Source organism: Pseudomonas sp. MF6396 (genome assembly GCF_002018915.1).
Classification (GTDB): domain Bacteria; phylum Pseudomonadota; class Gammaproteobacteria; order Pseudomonadales; family Pseudomonadaceae; genus Aquipseudomonas; species Aquipseudomonas palmensis.
Genome location: NZ_MVOK01000033.1, coordinates 1 through 18,003 on the forward strand (window position 1 = coordinate 1; position 18,003 = coordinate 18,003).

Sequence of the window (18,003 nt, forward strand, 5' to 3'; positions counted from 1 at the left end):
CACTTCAAACACTTGACTCGCTTCGATCTCTCGTAGCGGGAGGCGAATTCTACAGCGTTACAACCTGCTGTCAACCGCCTTTTTCACCGCTGCCGATCTTTCGATCGAAGCACCTCCAGCCTGACCTTAAACGTCCAACCCGTTGATATTCAAGGAGTTTTTCGTTCCGACTGCGCCGGAAGTGGGGCGAATTATAGAGAGATTAAATTGTGCGTCAAGGGTTTATTTCAAAATAACCTCGGCACATAGGTCAGCATGAGCATTTCAAGACTGAAGCGTCTTTTTCAGGTAGTAGCGCTGATAACCAGGCGGGCAATCCTCCAGCATCCCCATGATGTGGTATCCCTGCTTCTGGTAGAAGTCAGGGGCCTGGAAGCTATAGGTATAAAGAAACAAACCGGTGCAGCCCCGCGCCCGCGCCTCCTCCTCGGCTCGCATCAGCAGTTCGCTGCCCAACCCATGACCGCGTGCGGCATCGCTCAACCAGAAGTAGTCGATATAGAGCCAACCCATTGCGAAATGACCGAACAGCCCACCTCTCACCTGGCCCCCGCCATCGCGGGCATACAGCTGGAAATCTTCATAGGTGTAAGGGCCGATCTGTTCGATGTTGAAGCGGCGCAGCCCTTCACGCACCACTGCCATGGCATCGGCGTCAGCGCCCAGGGTGAATCGGTAAGGGGCATCTGTCATAAGCTCTCCTGTGCGGCATTGGACTACATGAGTACGCTGCGAGCCTGCAGGCGCCGGCTCGCAGCGGATGTTAAATCGGAATTCGGGTTCACAGGTAGAAGGAGGCTCGCCAGGGGGCAGCACGAACGTCAGCCAAGGTAGCGAATCATGCGCAGAAACGAGGAGGGATGGATGGAGCAGAAGAAGAGAAGGTAAAGCGCAGGAAGCAGCCAGCCCTCGAACGAAGGATGGTGTCCCAGGCAGGGTTCGAACCTGCAACCTTCCCCTTAGGAGGGGGATGCTCTATCCAATTGAGCTACTGAGACATGCGTCTGGCGTACATGGCCCGCCATACGGAACGGCGAGCATGTTACCCAGCGAGCCAGGATTTGTCATGTCGTCTCTGCGCTTTTTACCAGTAGGTGGTTTCCAGCCTCAGGCACGTACGCCTGCCTCCTGCAAAACCATCAGCAGGCGGCGCACTGCATCGTCAAGACTGGTCGAGTTGTCCACCCGCCGGACCCGATCATCAACCTGTGTCATGGACTGTTGGTTGCGCGCCATTCGCTGCTCGATCTCGTGCTGCCCCTCCCTGCCCCGTTGAAGCAATCGCCCGCGCAATACCTGCGGATTCACACAAAGCAATATGGGCAACAGGTCCGGGTACTTCGCCTGCGCCACCGGCAGGTGCGCGCGCGACCCGTTGACCATCACGTGCCAGCCTTCGGCAAGCCACGCATCTATATAAGCAGGAACCCCATAAGCCAACCCATTGGCGCGCCACTGCAGGGCAAATTCGCCACGGTCAGCCATCTGCTCGAACTGCTGGACCGATACGGCGACTGCGTCTTCCCCCACCGCCTCGGCGGAGCGAGTGATGACACGCTTAGGAATGCGCACCTGGCTTGCCAGCAAAAGCTCACGCGCCGCATCCAGAAGACTGTCCTTGCCGGCACCGGACGGCCCCATCAAATAGATCACCCTGCCCGCCCCCGCCAAGGGAACGTCGCTTGCGTCATACTGCATAGCCACTATGCTCAGAGAAAGGAAAGCTCGCGCATTTTAGGCGCATTGCACGGTCTTTGCGCCTTTGCCGGTGATGAAAAGTCGAGCCGCCGAGGTGGCCAGGCCGAGCGCCAAATGAAAACTTTTCAAACCAGTGCGCATTTCTGATAATTGGTACTGGCATAACGCCTTTACCCAGTTCAATATTTGTCACAGAATTGACGCCAAGGAACTGGCGACACTGAGGCATGATGAAGACCTCATTCGTACTCCAGGTTGAACATTTTGTCTTAACGATGGTCGTAACACTCATCGTGCGGCCGATTTCGAGAACCGCTTCCCCCTGAACTAAACCGGTCAATTATATGCGCCCAATGAAACAGGCTATCTACTCAAGCCGCACCGCTGACAAATTTGTCGTCCGCCTGCCAGACGGAATGCGTGAGCGCATTGCCGAGGTTGCGCGTAACCACCACCGCAGCATGAACTCCGAGATCATTGCACGCCTGGAGCAGAGCCTTATTCAGGAAGGTGCACTGGGCGACGAGCTGAGCATGCGCCTGGACAGCCCAGAGCTGTCACTGCACGAACGTGAACTGCTGCAACGCTTCCGCCAGCTGTCCCATCGCCAGCAAAATGCTCTGGTCGCACTGATCGCCCATGACGTCGAGATGGCCGCAGACGCTTCCTGACTCCACCCACGCACAAAAAAGCCAGCTTTCGCTGGCTTTTTTTATGCCTTGCCTTTTTACAGCAAGAAGATCGTAGCAAGGCCCAGGAAGATGAAGAACCCGCCACTGTCGGTCATGGCAGTGATCATCACACTTGCGCCCATCGCAGGATCGCGCCCCATTCGAGCAAGCGTCATCGGGATAAGAACGCCCATCAGGGCCGCCAACAGCAGGTTCAGGGTCATCGCCGCAGTCATCACTACCCCCAGCGACCAGCTGCCATAGAGCAGGTAGGCCACAACGCCGATCACGCCCCCCCACACCAGGCCATTGATCAAGGCCACCGCAAGCTCCTTGCGCATCAATCGCGCAGTATTGCCCGGGCTGACCTGATCGAGCGCCATGGCACGTACGATCATGGTAATGGTCTGGTTGCCGGAGTTGCCCCCGATACCGGCCACGATGGGCATCAGTGCAGCCAACGCCACCAGCTTCTCGATCGACCCCTCGAACAGGCCGATCACTCGCGAAGCGACAAAGGCCGTGATCAGGTTGATTGCCAGCCATGCCCAACGGTTGCGAAGCGAACGCCAAACCGAGGCGAAGATGTCTTCCTCCTCACGCAGACCCGCCATGTTGAGGACTTCGTTCTCGCTTTCCTCACGGATCAGGTCGACCATTTCGTCGATGGTCAAACGGCCGATCAGGCGATCGCTCTTGTCCACCACCGGTGCCGAAATCAGGTCATAGCGCTCAAAGGCCTGTGCCGCATCGTAGGCGTCTTCATCGGGATGAAAACTCACCGGGTCACTGGCCATGACCTCGGCAACCTGCTTGTCGGGGTCGTTCACCAGCAGCCGCTTGATGGGCAGCACACCCTTGAGCTTGCCGTCGTAATCGACCACGAACAGTTTGTCGGTATGGCTTGGCAGTTCCTTGAGCCGGCGCAGGTAACGCAACACCACCTCAAGGCTGACGTCCTCGCGGATGGTCACCATCTCGAAGTCCATCAAGGCACCGACCTGGTCCTCGTCATAGCTCAACGCGGAGCGTACGCGCTCACGCTGCTGGGCATCGAGGGTTTCCATCAGCTCATGCACGACGTCGCGCGGCAGCTCCGGCGCAAGGTCGGCCAGCTCGTCGGCGTCCATCTCCTTGGCAGCGGCAAGCAGCTCGTGATCGTCCATGTCGGCGATCAGGGTTTCCCGAACCGAATCGGATACCTCGAGCAGGATGTCACCATCACGCTCGGCCTTGACCAGTTGCCAGACCGTCAGACGATCATCCAGCGGCAGGGCTTCGAGAATGTAGGCAACGTCAGCGGAGTGCAGATCATCGAGCTTGCGTTGCAGCTCGACCAGATTCTGGCGGTGTACGAGATTTTCGACCCGATCGTTATGGTGCCCTTCCTGACGATGTGTCAGGTCTTCGACCACTCGTTGGCGCTGCAGCAATTCGACCACCTGGGCCAGGCGATCCTGCAGGCTTTCTTGCGATTTTTTTACTTCACTTTCGGTCATACGCGTACTCCACTCCCAGCAGCGGAGCACGCCAGGAGAATCAATCAGTCAGATCGTGATTGGCAAAACAAGCTATTGAGTAACTACTGGGTAAGTCCATGGTGGTATTCCACAAGCCCCGGCGGAGCTGACGGGCGCAATCATACACGGCTTGGGCTGCTCGGGCTGAAAATATTGGCCAGAACAATCGCTTGCGAGATAAAGCTGTGACAACGTCCAGCTCTGACAGTGCGACGGCTGGCACACCCCAAAGAACACATTGAAGACGCAAAAGTTAGCAGAGGCCGGTAAACGCATCGATGACAGTTTATTCATCGCGCCTTACGGAAAAGTGAAAAGCCGAAAAGCAGAAGGCCCGCTTAAAAGCGGGCCTTCTGTTGTATGGTGCACTCGACAGGATTCGAACCTGTGACCGCTCGGTTCGTAGCCGAGTACTCTATCCAGCTGAGCTACGAGTGCAGGGTTGGCGCTTGATAGACCAGATCACCTCTGGTTGAAGCTGAAACAACTTCCAGACTGGAAACTGCTTCGTCGTATGGTGCACTCGACAGGATTCGAACCTGTGACCGCTCGGTTCGTAGCCGAGTACTCTATCCAGCTGAGCTACGAGTGCAGGGTTGGTACTTGATGGACCAGATCACCTCTGGTTGAAACTGAGGCAACTTCCAGACTGGAAACTACTTCGTCGTATGGTGCACTCGACAGGATTCGAACCTGTGACCGCTCGGTTCGTAGCCGAGTACTCTATCCAGCTGAGCTACGAGTGCATTTGTTGCCGCGCATTATAGACCGCTTAATCGATTTGCCAACCACTTTTTCGTTTAATTTCAACTACTTAGCGATTCAAGCAAGATTACAGCGCCCTACATGAATAATGGCGGAGAAGGGGGGATTCGAACCCCCGATACCCTTGTGAGGTATACTCCCTTAGCAGGGGAGCGCCTTCGGCCACTCGGCCACCTCTCCGCAACACGGGGCGTATAATAACCAGAGCCTTCCCCGTTTGCAAACCCTTTTTTGAAAAAATATCGATAAAAATTAATGGGTTGGTTCTTCGTCCTTCTCTTTCTTGATCCGCAGGTAGATTTCCTCACGGTGCACGGCCACTTCCTTGGGCGCGTTCACCCCAATCCGTACCTGGTTTCCTTTGACGCCGAGCACGGTCACGGTGATTTCGCCGTCGCCAATTATCAGGCTCTCTGCGCACCGACGAGTCAGAATCAACATACCTTTCTCCTCACGCAATTCAGTTCAGGGATAACAGTCTGCAAAAAAAGGGCTTCAACCCGCCGCCAGAACAGCGGCGGACCTACGCCTGAACGTTGATCGACACCCGACAACCCACAGGTTTCTTGTGCCGTTCAAAAACACGAAGGGCGCGGCCAGGCCGCGCCCCAGTGAGCACAACGCTTACTCGCCCTGACGGGAAGGCGCGTCGAGTTCGAAAGCGGTGTGCAAGGCACGCACAGCCAGTTCCAGGTACTTCTCTTCGATAACCACCGACACCTTGATTTCCGAAGTGGAGATCATCTGGATGTTGATGCTCTCCTTGGCCAGCGATTCGAACATGCGGCTGGCAACGCCCGCATGCGAGCGCATGCCCACACCCACGATCGATACCTTGGCGATCTTGGTATCACCCACCACTTCGCGGGCATTGAGCTTCAGGGCGGTTTCACCCAGTACCTTCTGCGCCTTTTCGTAATCGTTGCGGTGTACGGTGAAGGTGAAGTCGGTGGTGTTATCGTGCGAAACGTTCTGCACGATCATGTCGACTTCGATATTGGCTGCACTGATGGGGCCCAGAATCCCGAATGCCACGCCCGGGGTATCCGGCACACCGCGAATGGTCAGCTTGGCTTCATCGCGATTGAAGGCGATGCCGGAAATGATCGGCTGTTCCATGGATTCCTCTTCATCAATAGTAATGAGGGTACCCGGACCCTCCTGAAAACTGTGCAGTACACGCAGCGGTACGTTGTACTTGCCGGCAAACTCCACGGCCCGAATCTGCAGCACCTTGGACCCGAGGCTGGCCATTTCCAGCATCTCTTCGAAAGTGATCTTGTCCAGCCGCTGCGCCTGGGACACCACGCGCGGGTCGGTGGTATAGACACCATCGACGTCGGTGTAGATCTGGCACTCGTCAGCCTTCAATGCAGCCGCCAGGGCCACGCCGGTGGTATCGGAACCGCCACGCCCCAGCGTGGTGATGCTGCCGTGCTCGTCAACGCCCTGGAAACCGGCTACCACGACCACGCGACCTGCCTTGAGGTCGGCACGAATCTTCTGATCATCGATCTGCAGGATGCGCGCCTTGTTGTGCGCACTGTCGGTGAGAATACGCACCTGGTTGCCGGTGTAGGACACCGCAGGCACACCCCGCTTGATCAGCGCCATGGCCAGCAATGCGATGGTCACCTGCTCGCCGGTGGACACGATCACGTCCAGCTCGCGCGGAACCGGCTGATCGCTGATTTGCCTCGCCAGCTCGATCAGACGATTGGTTTCCCCGCTCATTGCCGACAGCACGACCACCAGGTCGTCGCCAGCCTCGCGGAACTTCTTCACCTTGTCGGCAACCTGTTCGATGCGCTCGACCGTGCCCACCGAGGTGCCGCCAAATTTCTGTACGATCAACGCCATTTCAAAGCCGCCTCAGCCCGTGAAGGGCACCCAATAAACACAATTACCCAACGCCAGGGCCCGCCATCGGATGGCGGGCCACCGGGCGCTTCAGACACCCTGTTCTACGAATGGCACGGTCAGAGCCAGTGCACCGTCCAGCGCTGCGGCATCCACGCCACCGCCTTGCGCCATGTCCGGACGACCACCGCCTTTGCCGCCCACCGCTGCAGCGGCTTGCTTCATCAGATCACCGGCTTTGAGTTGGCCGGTCAGGTCCTTGGTCACGCCTGCGACCAGTACGACCTTTTCTTCGTGGACACTGCCGAGCAGGATCACTGCGCGGCCGAGTTTGTTCTTCAACTGGTCGACCAGGGCCAGCAAGGCTTTGCCGTCCTGTCCGTCCAGACGCGCGGCCAGCACCTTGACGCCCTTGACGTCGACTGCGCTGGCAGACAGGTCATCGCCGGCAGCACTGGCGGCCTTGGCCTGCAGTTGCTCCAGTTGCTTTTCCAGCTGACGGTTGCGCTCGAGCACCGCCGACAGCTTGTCGACCAGGTTCTCGCGGCTGCCCTTGACCAGCTGGGCAGCTTCCTTGAGCTGCTCTTCGGCAGCGTTCAGGTAGGCCAGTGCGGCGGCGCCAGTGACCGCTTCGATACGACGCACCCCGGAGGCCACACCGCCTTCGCTGATGATCTTGAGCAGACCGATATCGCCGGTGCGCTTGGCATGGATGCCGCCGCACAGCTCGACGGAGAAATCACCGCCCATGCTCAGCACGCGCACGCTGTCGCCATACTTCTCGCCGAACAGCGCCATGGCGCCCTTCTGCTTGGCAGTCTCGATGTCGGTCTCTTCGGTCATGACCTCGGTGTTGTTGCGCACTTCGCGGTTGACGATGTCTTCCAGCGCCTTGAGCTGCTCTGGCTTTACCGCCTCGAAATGGCTGAAGTCAAAACGCAGGCGCTGGCTGTCGACCAGCGAGCCTTTCTGTTGTACGTGCTCGCCCAGCACCTGACGCAATGCCGCGTGCAGCAGGTGGGTGGCCGAGTGATTGAGCGAGGTGGCATGACGAACCTGCGCATCGACCCGGGTTTCAACCTGGGCACCGACGCTCAGCTTGCCGCTGGCAACCACACCGTGGTGCAGGAAGGCACCGCCGGTCTTGGTGGTGTCACGGACATCGAAGCGGACGGCACCGGCCTGCAGGTACCCGCAGTCACCCACCTGGCCGCCGGACTCGGCGTAGAACGGCGTGCGGTCGAGGATCACCACACCCTCCTCGCCTTCACCCAGCTGCTCGACGGCCTTGCCGTCCTTGTACAGTGCAACGACGCTGGCAGCGCCTTCGGTGGTGGCATAACCGGTGAATTCGGTGGCCACATCGACCTTGACCAGGGTGTTGTAGTCCAGGCCGAAGGCGCTGGCCGAACGCGCGCGCTCACGCTGCGCCTCCATCTCGCGCTCGAAACCGACTTCGTCGATGGTCAGGCTGCGCTCACGGGCGATGTCGGCCGTCAGGTCCATCGGGAAACCGTAGGTGTCATACAGTTTGAACACCACGTCACCGGGCACCACGCTGCCCTTGAGTTCGGCCAGGTCCTGCTCGAGGATCTTCAGGCCCTGCTCCAGGGTCTTGGCAAACTGCTCTTCCTCGGCCTTGAGCACGCGCTCGATGTTGGCCTGCTGCTGCTTGAGTTCCGGGAACGCCTCGCCCATCTCGGCAACCAGCGCCGCAACGATCTTGTAGAAGAAGCTGCCGGTGGCACCGAGCTTGTTGCCGTGACGGCAGGCGCGACGAATGATGCGACGCAGCACGTAGCCACGGCCTTCGTTGGAAGGCAGCACGCCATCAGCAATCAGGAAGCTGCACGAACGAATGTGGTCCGACACTACCTTGAGCGACGACTGGTCTTCGTTGCTGCAGCCGATGGCGGCAGCCGACGCGCTCAGCAGGTTCTTGAACAGGTCGATTTCATAGTTCGAATGCACATGCTGCATCACCGCACTGATGCGCTCCAGGCCCATGCCGGTGTCCACCGACGGTGCAGGCAGCGGGTGCAGCACGCCGTCGGCAGTGCGATTGAACTGCATGAAGACGTTGTTCCAGATCTCGATGTAACGGTCACCGTCTTCTTCCGGCGAGCCTGGCGGGCCACCCCAGATGTCGGCGCCGTGGTCATAGAAGATCTCGGTGCAGGGGCCGCACGGGCCGGTATCGCCCATGGTCCAGAAGTTGTCCGAGGCGTAGGGCGCGCCCTTGTTGTCGCCAATGCGCACCATGCGCTCGGCCGGCACACCGATGTGCTGGGTCCAGATGTCGTAGGCCTCGTCATCGGTGGCATACACGGTGACCCAGAGCTTTTCCTTGGGCAGTTGCAGCACGCCGGTGAGGAAGGTCCAGGCGTAGGTGATGGCATCACGCTTGAAATAGTCGCCGAAACTGAAGTTGCCCAGCATTTCGAAGAACGTATGGTGACGCGCGGTATACCCGACGTTTTCCAGGTCGCTGTTCTTGCCGCCGGCGCGCACGCACTTCTGGCTGCTGGTGGCGCGGGTGTACGCGCGCTTTTCCTGGCCAAGGAAGCAGTCCTTGAACTGGTTCATCCCCGCGTTGGTGAACAGCAGGGTCGGGTCGTTGCCCGGGATCAAGGAGCTGGAGGCAACTCGGGTATGGCCCTGCTCTTCGAAGAAGCGAAGGAAGGCTTCACGGATTTCTGCGCTTTTCATAGGTTCTTCCACGGAAACGGCGGCCTGCGTCAAATTGACGAAACGACGGCAAAGGGCCGCATTATATCGAGCCTTAACACGAGGTGCAGTGAGTTTATACATCGCCAACCGCCATTTGAGGATGAAATGACCTTCATCCGGCGCGGTTTGCTTAGCAGGCTATACGTTCTGCCGACATCTATGCTACAACGTGTGCGTCGCCAGCCACTGGCGGCACGTTCTCAGGGCGGGGTGCAATTCCCCACCGGCGGTAATTGCGCCCATTGCGCATAGCCCGCGAGCGCTTGCAGGCAACCCTGCAAGGTCAGCAGACCCGGTGTGATTCCGGGGCCGACGGTCATAGTCCGGATAAAGAGAGAGCGGGATAGGCACGCGAGTGCCTGCGTCTGCACATCTGCGCAACGACAATCCCCTTCGATCCACTGCCCTGTTTCTCATACAAACAGGAGTTCGTTTCAATGCAAGCTACCCCAATCGACAGCAAAGGCCATCACAACGATCGCATCGCCTTCGTCCAGGCCTGCTGGCACAAGGATATTGTTGACCAGAGCCGCAAGGGTTTCGTCGAAGAGATGGCCAAGCAAGGCTATCAGCTGAGCGATATCGACTTCTATGAAGTCGGCGGTGCCTTCGAAATCCCGCTGCACGCCAAGCTGCTGGCCCGCAGCGGCCGTTACGCCGGCATCGTGGCTGCAGGCCTGGTGGTGGACGGCGGCCTGTACCGCCATGAATTCGTCGCCCAGTCGGTGATCAGCGGCCTGATGCAGGTGCAGCTGGAAACCGAAGTGCCAGTGTTCTCGGTGGTACTGACCCCGCATCACTTCCATGCCGGCGACGAGCACCAGAAGTTCTTCTTCGATCACTTCGTGCACAAGGGCGCCGAAGCGGCAGTGACCTGCGCCGACACCCTGCTCAAGCTGCGCTCGCTGCGCCGCAATGAAGTACCGCAGAAGATGGCGGGCTGATTGCACTGCCCCTTTCGCCGGCAGGGCCGGCTGCTACGGGATGCGCGACACCTGTAGCAGCCGGCCTTGCCGGCGAAGGTGTTTCATCTTCAGACCAACTGCTCATCCGACGCAGGCACGATCAGCATCCCCGCACGCAGCCCGTTCTTCACCTTGGGGTTCGGGAAAATGATCCGCGCGCCCTCCTCCTCGACAACCCAGCGCGTCTCGGCCAGGTCCTCGGCCAGCAGATACCCTCTGGAAAGCTCGGAAAAGTTCTCGATATCCGCCGGCAGGTGCAGGTGGAAGCTGTCGCTGTGCTTGATGATCTCGCGCGCGACGCTGAACAGTTGCAGCCCGCCGATCCCTTCATCTTCAGCCGGCTCGTTACCCTCGATGATCGCCCTGAGCCGCGCTTCGAGCTTGCCGAGCTTGATCTCGCCGTTCTGGCCGAACGGCCGCGCCTTGCCCAGCTCGAGGGTGAACGCTTCGGCCCCCAGGGTTTCGTAGGTGAATGCGGTAAAGGTGATCGAAGGCTTGCTCTGCAGCAGCACAGCCTGCATGCCGGCGGCGCGCAAGCGAGCCAGTTCCCGACGCGAGTGCTGACGGCCTTCCTTGTAGGGATACAGCGCAAACTGCTCGATCTTGGAGCCGCGAATGGCGGTGTGCAGGTCATAGTGCAGGCGGGTACGGCCCTCTTTATAGAAAAAAAAGGCCGTTGCCAGACGCTCCAGCGCACAGGCACGCAATGCCTCGACACCACTGGACTGCTCATGACGCCGGTTGAACAGACGGTTGACGTCGTGCTCGATATACCGCGCGCCCGTGCGCATCGCCTCGGGGTTGCCGAACAGGAACAGCACACGCGCCCGCGGCTTGATCTCCCCCCTGGCAATGCCATGCAGGAGTTCGTCGAGCAACTCGATCGGTGCAGTCTCGTTGCCATGAATACCCGCAGACAGCAGCAGGTCCATGCCATCGTCACGCCCCTCGGGCGGGGTCACTTCAAGCGCCCCCTCGTCGAGCCAGCGCATGCGCACGCCTTCGACAGTCAGCTGGGTCTTCTCTGCCGGTTCACGACCGGCAAGGGTCAGTTCAAGCAGTTTGCCGAGGGCGAGCATGGGCGGTGTTCCTTAGTGGTGATGCCCGCAATCGGGGCCATGGACGTGGTCGTCATCTTCGCCAGCATCGGCCGGCTCCATTTCCAGCTGCAGGCTCACCAGGTTGGTGGCCAGCGGGCGCAGCAGCAGGTTGGCATACTCGGCGTCGCCTTCTTCAACATCGACACCGATCAGCAGCTGGCCGCGGCCATCCTGCTGAATCCACACTTCCTTGCCCTGCCACAGCACGGCAAAACGGGTGCAGGAAGTTTCCAGCTGGGTGCCATCTTCATCTTCGAGGATCAGCTGCAGGGCGTCGGACATAATCGAGTTCTCTTTCAAGGTTGGAGTTGGAACGGGTACACCGAACCCAGCTTGAGGATCTGGGTCAGCTCATCCAGTGCCGTGCGACATTCCAGCAACAGCTGCGGGTCAGCCAGGTCGCGTTCGCTCAGGCTGTCGCGGTAGTGCCTGTCGACCCATTGGGTCAGGGTGTCGTACAGCGGCGCGGTCATGATAACCCCTGGGTTGACGGCCGCCAGCTCCGTATCGTTGAGCGCCACGCGCAAACGCAGGCACGCGGGGCCGCCGCCATTCTGCATGCTCTGCTTGAGGTCGAAGACCTTGACCTCGGTCACCGGCCCGCCCTGGCCGGTCAAGGCCGACAGATAGGCCCAGACCCGCTCGTTATTGCGGCATTCCTCCGGCACGATCAGCAGCATCGAACCGTCTTCACGGGACAGCAACTGACTGTTGAACAGATACGAACGCACGGCGTCCTCGACCGTCACCTGGGCCCGCGGCACGCAGATGGCCTTGAACTTGCCGCCACATCCGGCCAGTTTAGCCTGCAGCTCGGCCAGCACCGCTTCGGTGTCGAGGAAGGCATCCTCGTGATAGAACAGCACCTCGCCGTTGCCCACCGCGATCACATCGTTGTGAAACACGCCCTGGTCGATCACGGCAGGGTTCTGCTGAGCATAGACCACGCCGTCGGCACTCAGGCCATGCAGCCGGGCAACCGCCTGGGAAGCCTCCAGGGTCTGGCGGGCCGGGTATTTGTGCGGCGCCGGGTAGCGCGCATCGAATGCACTGCGCCCGAACACGAAGAACTCCACGCCCGGTTCGCCATAGGCACGGCAGAAGCGCGTGTGGTTGGCAGCACCTTCGTCACCGAACTGCGCCACCGCCGGCAACGCGGCATGGTGGGCAAAGTGCTGCGTATTGGCGAACATCGCGCCCAGCACACGACTGGTGGTCGGGTGCTCGATACTGCGGTGGTACTTGCAGTTCAGGTTGGCCGCCGTGAAATGCACGCGTCCATCGGCCGTATCGGCGCTCGGACTGACCGTGGCGGCGTTGGCCACCCACATGCTGGACGCAGAGCAACTGGCGACCAGCAACGGCATCGCCTCCCTGGCCGCCCGCTCGATGACCTGCGCATCGCCGCCGCCAAAGCCCAGGCGACGCAGCGCAGCCACATCCGGACGCTCCTGCGGGGCCAGTACGCCCTGCACAAAGCCCATCTCCATCAGCGCCTTCATCTTCGCCAGGCCCTGGCGCGCCGCTTCACGCGGGTTGGATGCCTGCTGGCTGTTGCTCTGCGAAGCAACGTTGCCGTAGGACAGCCCGCCGTAGTTGTGCGTCGGCCCCACCAGGCCATCAAAATTCACTTCAAATGATTTCATCGGCTAAGGCTCCGTGAAGCTGTTGTTATAGGGTGATGCCGGGCGTCAGCGTGGCGGGCAGCACAAGGCTGGATGCCTCCAGCGACGCCACCGGGTAGGCGCAGTAGTCGGCCGCGTAATAGGCGCTCGCCCGATGGTTGCCACTGGCCCCGACACCACCGAACGGTGCGCTGCTGGCGGCACCGGTCAGTTGCTTGTTCCAGTTGACGATACCGGCGCGGCTTTCCAGCCAGAACTGCTGGTAGCGCGCCTCGGAATCGGACAACAGCCCTGCGGCCAGGCCGTACTGGGTGTTGTTGGCTTCGCGGATCGCGGCATCGAAATCGCTGTAGCGGATAACCTGCAGCAGCGGCCCGAAGAACTCCTCGTCCGGGCGCTCGGCCACCGAGGTCACGTCGATGATGCCCGGGGTCAGCAACGCCGCATCGGCCTGTGGCTGGGTCATCGGCAGCAGCGACTGTGCGCCGCTGGCCAGCAACTGGGCCTGGGCATCGAGCAGCGCGCGGGCTGCCCCCAGGGAGATCACCGAGCCCATGAACGGCGCCGGCTGCTGATCGAACGCGCCCACCGAAATGTTCCGGCTGACGGCCACCAGCCGCGCCAGCAGGGTGTCGCCCCATTCGCCTTGGGGTACCAGCAGGCGGCGTGCACAGGTGCAGCGCTGGCCGGCGGAAATGAAGGCCGACTGGATGATGGTGTATACCGCAGCGTCCAGGTCCTGCACCTGATCGACCACCAGGGGGTTGTTGCCCCCCATCTCCAGGGCCAGGATCTTGTCCGGGCGCCCCGAGAACTGCTGGTGCAGCAGGTTGCCGGTGCGGCTGGAGCCGGTGAAGAACAGGCCGTCGATGCCGGGGTTGGCCGCCAGGGCCACCCCGGTTTCCCGCGCCCCCTGCACCAGGTTGAGCACGCCAGCCGGCAGCCCGGCCTCGATCCAGCACCTGAGCGTCAGCTCGGCCACTTTCGGCGTGAGCTCGCTGGGCTTGAACACCACGCTGTTACCGGCCAGCAGCGCCGGCACGATATGCCCGTTGGGCAGGTGGCCCGGGAAGTTGTACGGGCCGAACACCGCCACCACACCGTGGGGCTTGTGCCGCAGTACCGCCGTGGCGTCAGCCAGCGGGCCGCTCTTCTCGCCGGTACGTTCGCGGTAGCTCTGCACCGAAATGGCCACCTTGTTGACCATGCTGGTCACTTCGGTGGTGGCCTCCCACAGCGGCTTGCCGGTTTCTTCGCCGATGCAGCGGGCCAGTTCATCGGCGTGGGCCTTGAGGCACGCGGCAAAGGCTTCGAGCACGCTGATACGCGCCTCCAGCGGTTGGCGAGCCCAGCCAGCAAAGGCTTGACGCGCAGCCTGTACTGCGGCCTCGACCTGCCCCGCGTCGGCGCCCTGGCCCTGCCAGATCACCTGCTGGCTGACCGGGTTCAGCGACTGCAGGGTCTCGCCCTGGCCGGCCTGCCATGTACCGGCAATGTAGTGCGTGGTCATTATTTGGCCTCCCGTGCTGCGGACAGTGGCACCGCACGTACCTGGTCACCGGCGCTCAGGCGCAGGCGCTTGGCCGTCAGCGGGTCGACCACCAGGGTGCCCGCAGCCAAGCGCGCGGGCGCTGCGGTGATACGGCAGTCCTCGCGCTTGCGGTTGTGGATGATGAAAGGGGTGGCATCGTCGCCCGGCGTGCCGATCGCCAGCACCAGGGCCTGGCTGTCGTGCACCGCGCGAATCTTGCTGGTCTGGCACTCGACCGCCGGGCCCGCGTCGAAGATGTCGACGTAGCCCTGATAGCTGAAGCCTTCGCTCTGCAGCATGGCCAGCGCCGGTTCGGTATCGGTGTGCACGCGCCCGATCACATTGCGCGCCGCCTCGGACAGAAAGCAGGTGTACAGCGGGAACTTGGGCATCAGCTCGGCGATGAACGCCTTGTTGCCGACCCCCGTCAGGTAGTCGGCCTGGCTGAACTCCATCTTGAAGAAGTGTCGGCCCAGGCTCTCCCAGAAGGGCGAACGGCCCTGCTCGTCGGACATGCCGCGCATTTCGGCAATGATCTTGTTGCCGAACAGCTCGCTGAATTCGGCAATGAACAGCAGGCGAGCCTTGGCCAGCAGACGACCATTGAGGCCACTGCGGTAGTCGCTGCGCAGAAACAGGGAGCACAACTCGGAGTTGCCGGTCAGGTCGTTGGCCAGAAACAGCGTGGGGATCTCGCGGTAGATGTCCAGTTCCTGGGACGCGCTGACGGTCAGGCCCACCCGGTAGTTGTACCAGGGTTCACGCAGCCCAACGGCACCGGCGATGGCCGAAATGCCCACCACTTCGCCTTCGTCGTTCTCGAGCACGAACAGGTAGTCGGCATCGCCACGCTCGGCTTCGCCGCGGAAGGTCTTCTCGGCCCAGCCCACCCGGTGGGCCAGGCGCTCTTCGTTGGCCGGCAGAGTGGTCAGGCCGGTGGTGCCGGTGCTGCGCGCCAGCTCGATCAGCGCCGGTAGGTCGCTGCTGCGTACGGGACGAACAATCATGCTATCTCCTCGGGCAGGTGCCTGCTGGCCCCTGCGAAACTCGACCTGGGGTAGCCAGGCAATCAGACCGCGACCAGGCGCACGCTGGCGCCCTCACCCACTCCCAGCGCCTCGGCGGCGGCCAGGTCCAGCTGCACCGGCTTGCCAGGGGCCCAGTCCAGCTCCAGCATCACGGCGCGGTAATCCTGCAACTGGCCGTTGGATACCAGGTACGGGCGCCCGCCCTTGACGGCCTGCTCCTGCAGCTTGACCGGCACCAGCCGGCTCTGGGCGATGGAGCGGATGCCGGACACTCGCGCATGCAGGGTCGGCCCACCGTCGAAGATGTCGATGTAGTGATCGGTCTCGAAGCCTTCGCGCATCAGGATGTCGAAGGTGATCTGCGCGCGCGGGTGCACCTGGCCCATGGCCTCCTGCGCGGCATCCGGCAGCAGGGGCACATAGATGGGGTAATGCGGCATCAGCTCGGCAAGGAAGGTACGGCTCTTGAGCCCGCACAGGCGCTCGGCGGCAGCGTAGTTGAGGTCGAAGAAGTTGCGCCCGATGGCATCCCAGAACGGCGAGTCGCCGTGCTCGTCGCTGTAGCCGACGATCTCGGTCACCACCGAATCGGCAAACCGCTCCGGGTGCGCTGCCATGAACAGCAGCCGGCCGCGGGAATTGAGCTCGGCCCAGCCGGTGCCCACCAGTTCGGGCAGCACGTAGAAGCTGGTCAGCAGGCTGTTGCCGGTCAGGTCGTGACACTGCGACAGCACATGGATCTTGTTGTGGATCTTCAGCTCGCGCGAGGCGTGCACGAAGGTCTCGTTGCGAAAACTGTAGAACGGCTCGGAATAGCCGGCCGAGGCCACGATGGCCGAACAGCCGACCAGCTTGCCGGTCTCGCTGTCTTCGAGCACGAAGAAGTAGCTCTCCTCGCCATTGAAGCTGACTTCGGCGGCAAAGGAGGTTTCGGACGCGGCGATCTTGTCGCCCAGGCGACCGGCATCATCCGGCAGGGACGTGACACCGATGGGACTGTCCGCGGCCAGACGCTGCACTTCACCCAGGTCAGCCATTTGCGCGGGGCGCATCACCAGCATGGTGTCACTCCTTTAGGGAAAATCGGGCCGACAGCTGCCGGCGCAGAAGAAGCGGCACGTGCCACGGGCACGGGCCACCAGAATCGGTTCGCTGGCCACCGGGGCCAGCGAAGGACCGCAGGCCGGTATCAGGCCTTGGTCAGTGCAGCGGCAGCGCGTTCGAAGCGGTCCAGGCCTTCATCGATGTCGGCATCTTCCACCACCAGGCTGGGGGCGAAACGCACCACGTCCGGGCCGGCCTGCAAAACCATCAGGCCTTCTTTCTCGGCAGCATTGAACACGTCCTTGGCCTTGCCCTTCCAGGCATCGGACAACACGCAACCGATCAGCAGGCCCAGGCCGCGGACCTGGGTGAACAGGCCGTACTGCTGGCCGATCTTCTCCAGGCGCGCCTTGAAGCGCTCGTGCTTTGCCTTGACGCCCGCCAGCACTTCGGGGGTGTTGACCACATCCAGCACCGCAGAGGCCACGGCGCAGCCCAACGGGTTGCCGCCATAGGTGGTGCCGTGGGTGCCCACGGCCAGGTGCTTGGCAAGCGCTTCGGTGGTCAGCATCGCGGCAATCGGGAAGCCGCCGCCCAGGCTCTTGGCGCTGGTCAGGATGTCGGGGGTCACGCCGTAGTGCATGTAGGCGAACAGCTCGCCGGTACGGCCGACGCCGGTCTGCACTTCGTCGAAGATCAGCAGTGCGTTGTGCTTGTCGCACAGCTCGCGCGCGCCTTGCAGATAGGCCTTGTCGGCCGGCACCACGCCGCTCTCGCCCTGGATCGGCTCGATCACCACCGCGCAGGTCTTGTCGCTGATCTGCGCCTTGAGCGCTTCGAGGTCGTTGTACGGCACATGGCTGATGCCGGTGATCTTAGGGCCGAAGCCGTCGGAGTACTTGGGCTGGCCACCGACGCTCACGGTGAACAGGGTGCGACCGTGGAAGCTGTTCACGGTAGCGATGATCTCGTGCTTTTCAGGGCCGAAGCGGTCGTGGGCGACACGACGGGCCAGCTTGAAGGCGGCCTCGTTGGCCTCGGCGCCGGAGTTGCAGAAGAACGCACGCTCGGCAAAGGTGGCGTCGACCAGCTTGTGGGCCAGACGCAGGGCTGGCTCGTTGGTGAACACGTTGGACACGTGCCACAGCTTGTTGGCCTGCTCGGTCAGCGCACCGACCAGCGCCGGGTGGGCGTGCCCCAGGACGTTTACGGCGATGCCGCCAGCGAAATCGATCAGCTCGCGCCCCGCCTGGTCCCATACACGGGAGCCCTGGCCACGCACGGGGATGAAAGCGGCCGGCGCATAGTTGGGGACCATTACCTGGTCGAAATCGGCGCGTTGCACCGGAGCTTGCTCAACGGACATCGGAGTCTCCTGAAGAGGAACGCCTGCCTGGAACTGGCGAGCGATGGGGGGATTGTAAGGACTGATGAACGCCCGGCCTTGCCGCCAAGCGACAACTTCT

Annotated in this window: 15 protein-coding genes, 5 tRNA genes and 1 riboswitch; of the genes, 2 read left to right on the forward strand and 18 right to left on the reverse strand. The window is 61.6% G+C overall.

Translation table 11 applies throughout. The annotated features are described in order from the left end of the window. Positions 1–264: 264 nt before the first annotated feature. From MF6396_RS24600 to phnN, 3 genes are all read right to left on the reverse strand, one after another. Entirely contained in the window at positions 265–693 is a 429-nt protein-coding gene (locus MF6396_RS24600) for a GNAT family N-acetyltransferase (protein WP_054916581.1), read from the reverse strand. 228 nt (positions 694–921) lie between these two features. Continuing rightward, a tRNA-Arg gene (locus tag MF6396_RS24605) sits at positions 922–998 on the reverse strand. Between the two features lie 109 nt (positions 999–1,107). After that, entirely contained in the window at positions 1,108–1,698 is a 591-nt protein-coding gene (gene phnN, locus MF6396_RS24610) for a phosphonate metabolism protein/1,5-bisphosphokinase (PRPP-forming) PhnN (RefSeq protein ID WP_058540771.1), read from the reverse strand. Between the two features lie 344 nt (positions 1,699–2,042). Here phnN and MF6396_RS24620 point away from each other — a divergent pair, with 344 nt between their 5' ends. Beyond that, entirely contained in the window at positions 2,043–2,369 is a 327-nt protein-coding gene (locus MF6396_RS24620; protein WP_003254499.1) for an Arc family DNA-binding protein, read from the forward strand. A gap of 56 nt (positions 2,370–2,425) precedes the next feature. On the opposite strand, the gene mgtE is transcribed toward MF6396_RS24620, so the two are convergent. The 8 genes from mgtE to alaS all read right to left on the reverse strand — a co-directional run bounded on the left by mgtE (position 2,426) and on the right by alaS (position 9,223). Beyond that, entirely contained in the window at positions 2,426–3,868 is a 1,443-nt protein-coding gene (gene mgtE, locus MF6396_RS24625; RefSeq protein WP_043860297.1) for a magnesium transporter, read from the reverse strand. 382 nt (positions 3,869–4,250) lie between these two features. Beyond that, positions 4,251–4,327 (reverse strand) — tRNA-Arg (locus tag MF6396_RS24630). A 77-nt stretch (positions 4,328–4,404) separates the two neighbouring features. After that, positions 4,405–4,481: transfer RNA gene (locus MF6396_RS24635), tRNA-Arg, on the reverse strand. Between the two features lie 77 nt (positions 4,482–4,558). Further along, positions 4,559–4,635, reverse strand: a tRNA-Arg gene (locus tag MF6396_RS24640). Between the two features lie 108 nt (positions 4,636–4,743). After that, positions 4,744–4,834 (reverse strand) — tRNA-Ser (locus tag MF6396_RS24645). Positions 4,835–4,906: 72 nt separating this feature from the next. After that, a complete protein-coding gene (gene csrA, locus MF6396_RS24650) occupies positions 4,907–5,095 on the reverse strand; it encodes a carbon storage regulator CsrA (RefSeq protein WP_010226667.1) in 189 nt (62 codons plus the stop codon). Between the two features lie 183 nt (positions 5,096–5,278). Then, positions 5,279–6,514: an aspartate kinase gene (locus MF6396_RS24655; protein ID WP_043860296.1), complete on the reverse strand. Its 1,236-nt coding sequence runs from the start codon at positions 6,512–6,514 to the stop codon at positions 5,279–5,281. Positions 6,515–6,604: 90 nt separating this feature from the next. Continuing rightward, positions 6,605–9,223: an alanine--tRNA ligase gene (alaS, locus tag MF6396_RS24660; RefSeq protein ID WP_043860295.1), complete on the reverse strand. Its 2,619-nt coding sequence runs from the start codon at positions 9,221–9,223 to the stop codon at positions 6,605–6,607. 213 nt (positions 9,224–9,436) lie between these two features. Beyond that, positions 9,437–9,588: riboswitch (FMN riboswitch) on the forward strand. A gap of 93 nt (positions 9,589–9,681) precedes the next feature. Here alaS and MF6396_RS24665 point away from each other — a divergent pair. Next, positions 9,682–10,188, forward strand: coding sequence for a 6,7-dimethyl-8-ribityllumazine synthase (locus MF6396_RS24665; RefSeq protein WP_043860294.1), 507 nt, complete (start codon positions 9,682–9,684; stop codon positions 10,186–10,188). Between the two features lie 89 nt (positions 10,189–10,277). Here MF6396_RS24665 and astE read toward each other — a convergent pair whose 3' ends face one another. From astE to MF6396_RS24700, 7 genes are all read right to left on the reverse strand, one after another. Next, on the reverse strand, positions 10,278–11,288 hold the full coding sequence (gene astE / locus MF6396_RS24670) for a succinylglutamate desuccinylase (RefSeq protein WP_058540770.1): 1,011 nt from the start codon (positions 11,286–11,288) through the stop codon (positions 10,278–10,280). Positions 11,289–11,300: 12 nt separating this feature from the next. Then, positions 11,301–11,591 (reverse strand): hypothetical protein, encoded by a 291-nt coding sequence (locus MF6396_RS24675; protein ID WP_043860292.1) that lies wholly within the window; start codon positions 11,589–11,591, stop codon positions 11,301–11,303. Between the two features lie 14 nt (positions 11,592–11,605). Then, entirely contained in the window at positions 11,606–12,955 is a 1,350-nt protein-coding gene (astB, locus tag MF6396_RS24680) for an N-succinylarginine dihydrolase (RefSeq protein ID WP_078481759.1), read from the reverse strand. Positions 12,956–12,980: 25 nt separating this feature from the next. Then, positions 12,981–14,447 (reverse strand): succinylglutamate-semialdehyde dehydrogenase, encoded by a 1,467-nt coding sequence (astD, locus tag MF6396_RS24685; RefSeq protein WP_177346345.1) that lies wholly within the window; start codon positions 14,445–14,447, stop codon positions 12,981–12,983. Further along, positions 14,444–15,472: an arginine N-succinyltransferase gene (gene astA, locus MF6396_RS24690; protein ID WP_043860289.1), complete on the reverse strand. Its 1,029-nt coding sequence runs from the start codon at positions 15,470–15,472 to the stop codon at positions 14,444–14,446. Before astA ends, astD begins: the two co-directional genes overlap by 4 nt. 62 nt (positions 15,473–15,534) lie before the next feature. Then, positions 15,535–16,554 (reverse strand): arginine/ornithine succinyltransferase subunit alpha, encoded by a 1,020-nt coding sequence (aruF, locus tag MF6396_RS24695; protein WP_043860288.1) that lies wholly within the window; start codon positions 16,552–16,554, stop codon positions 15,535–15,537. Between the two features lie 128 nt (positions 16,555–16,682). Continuing rightward, a complete protein-coding gene (locus MF6396_RS24700; protein ID WP_043860287.1) occupies positions 16,683–17,903 on the reverse strand; it encodes an aspartate aminotransferase family protein in 1,221 nt (406 codons plus the stop codon). Between the last annotated feature and the right edge of the window lie 100 nt (positions 17,904–18,003).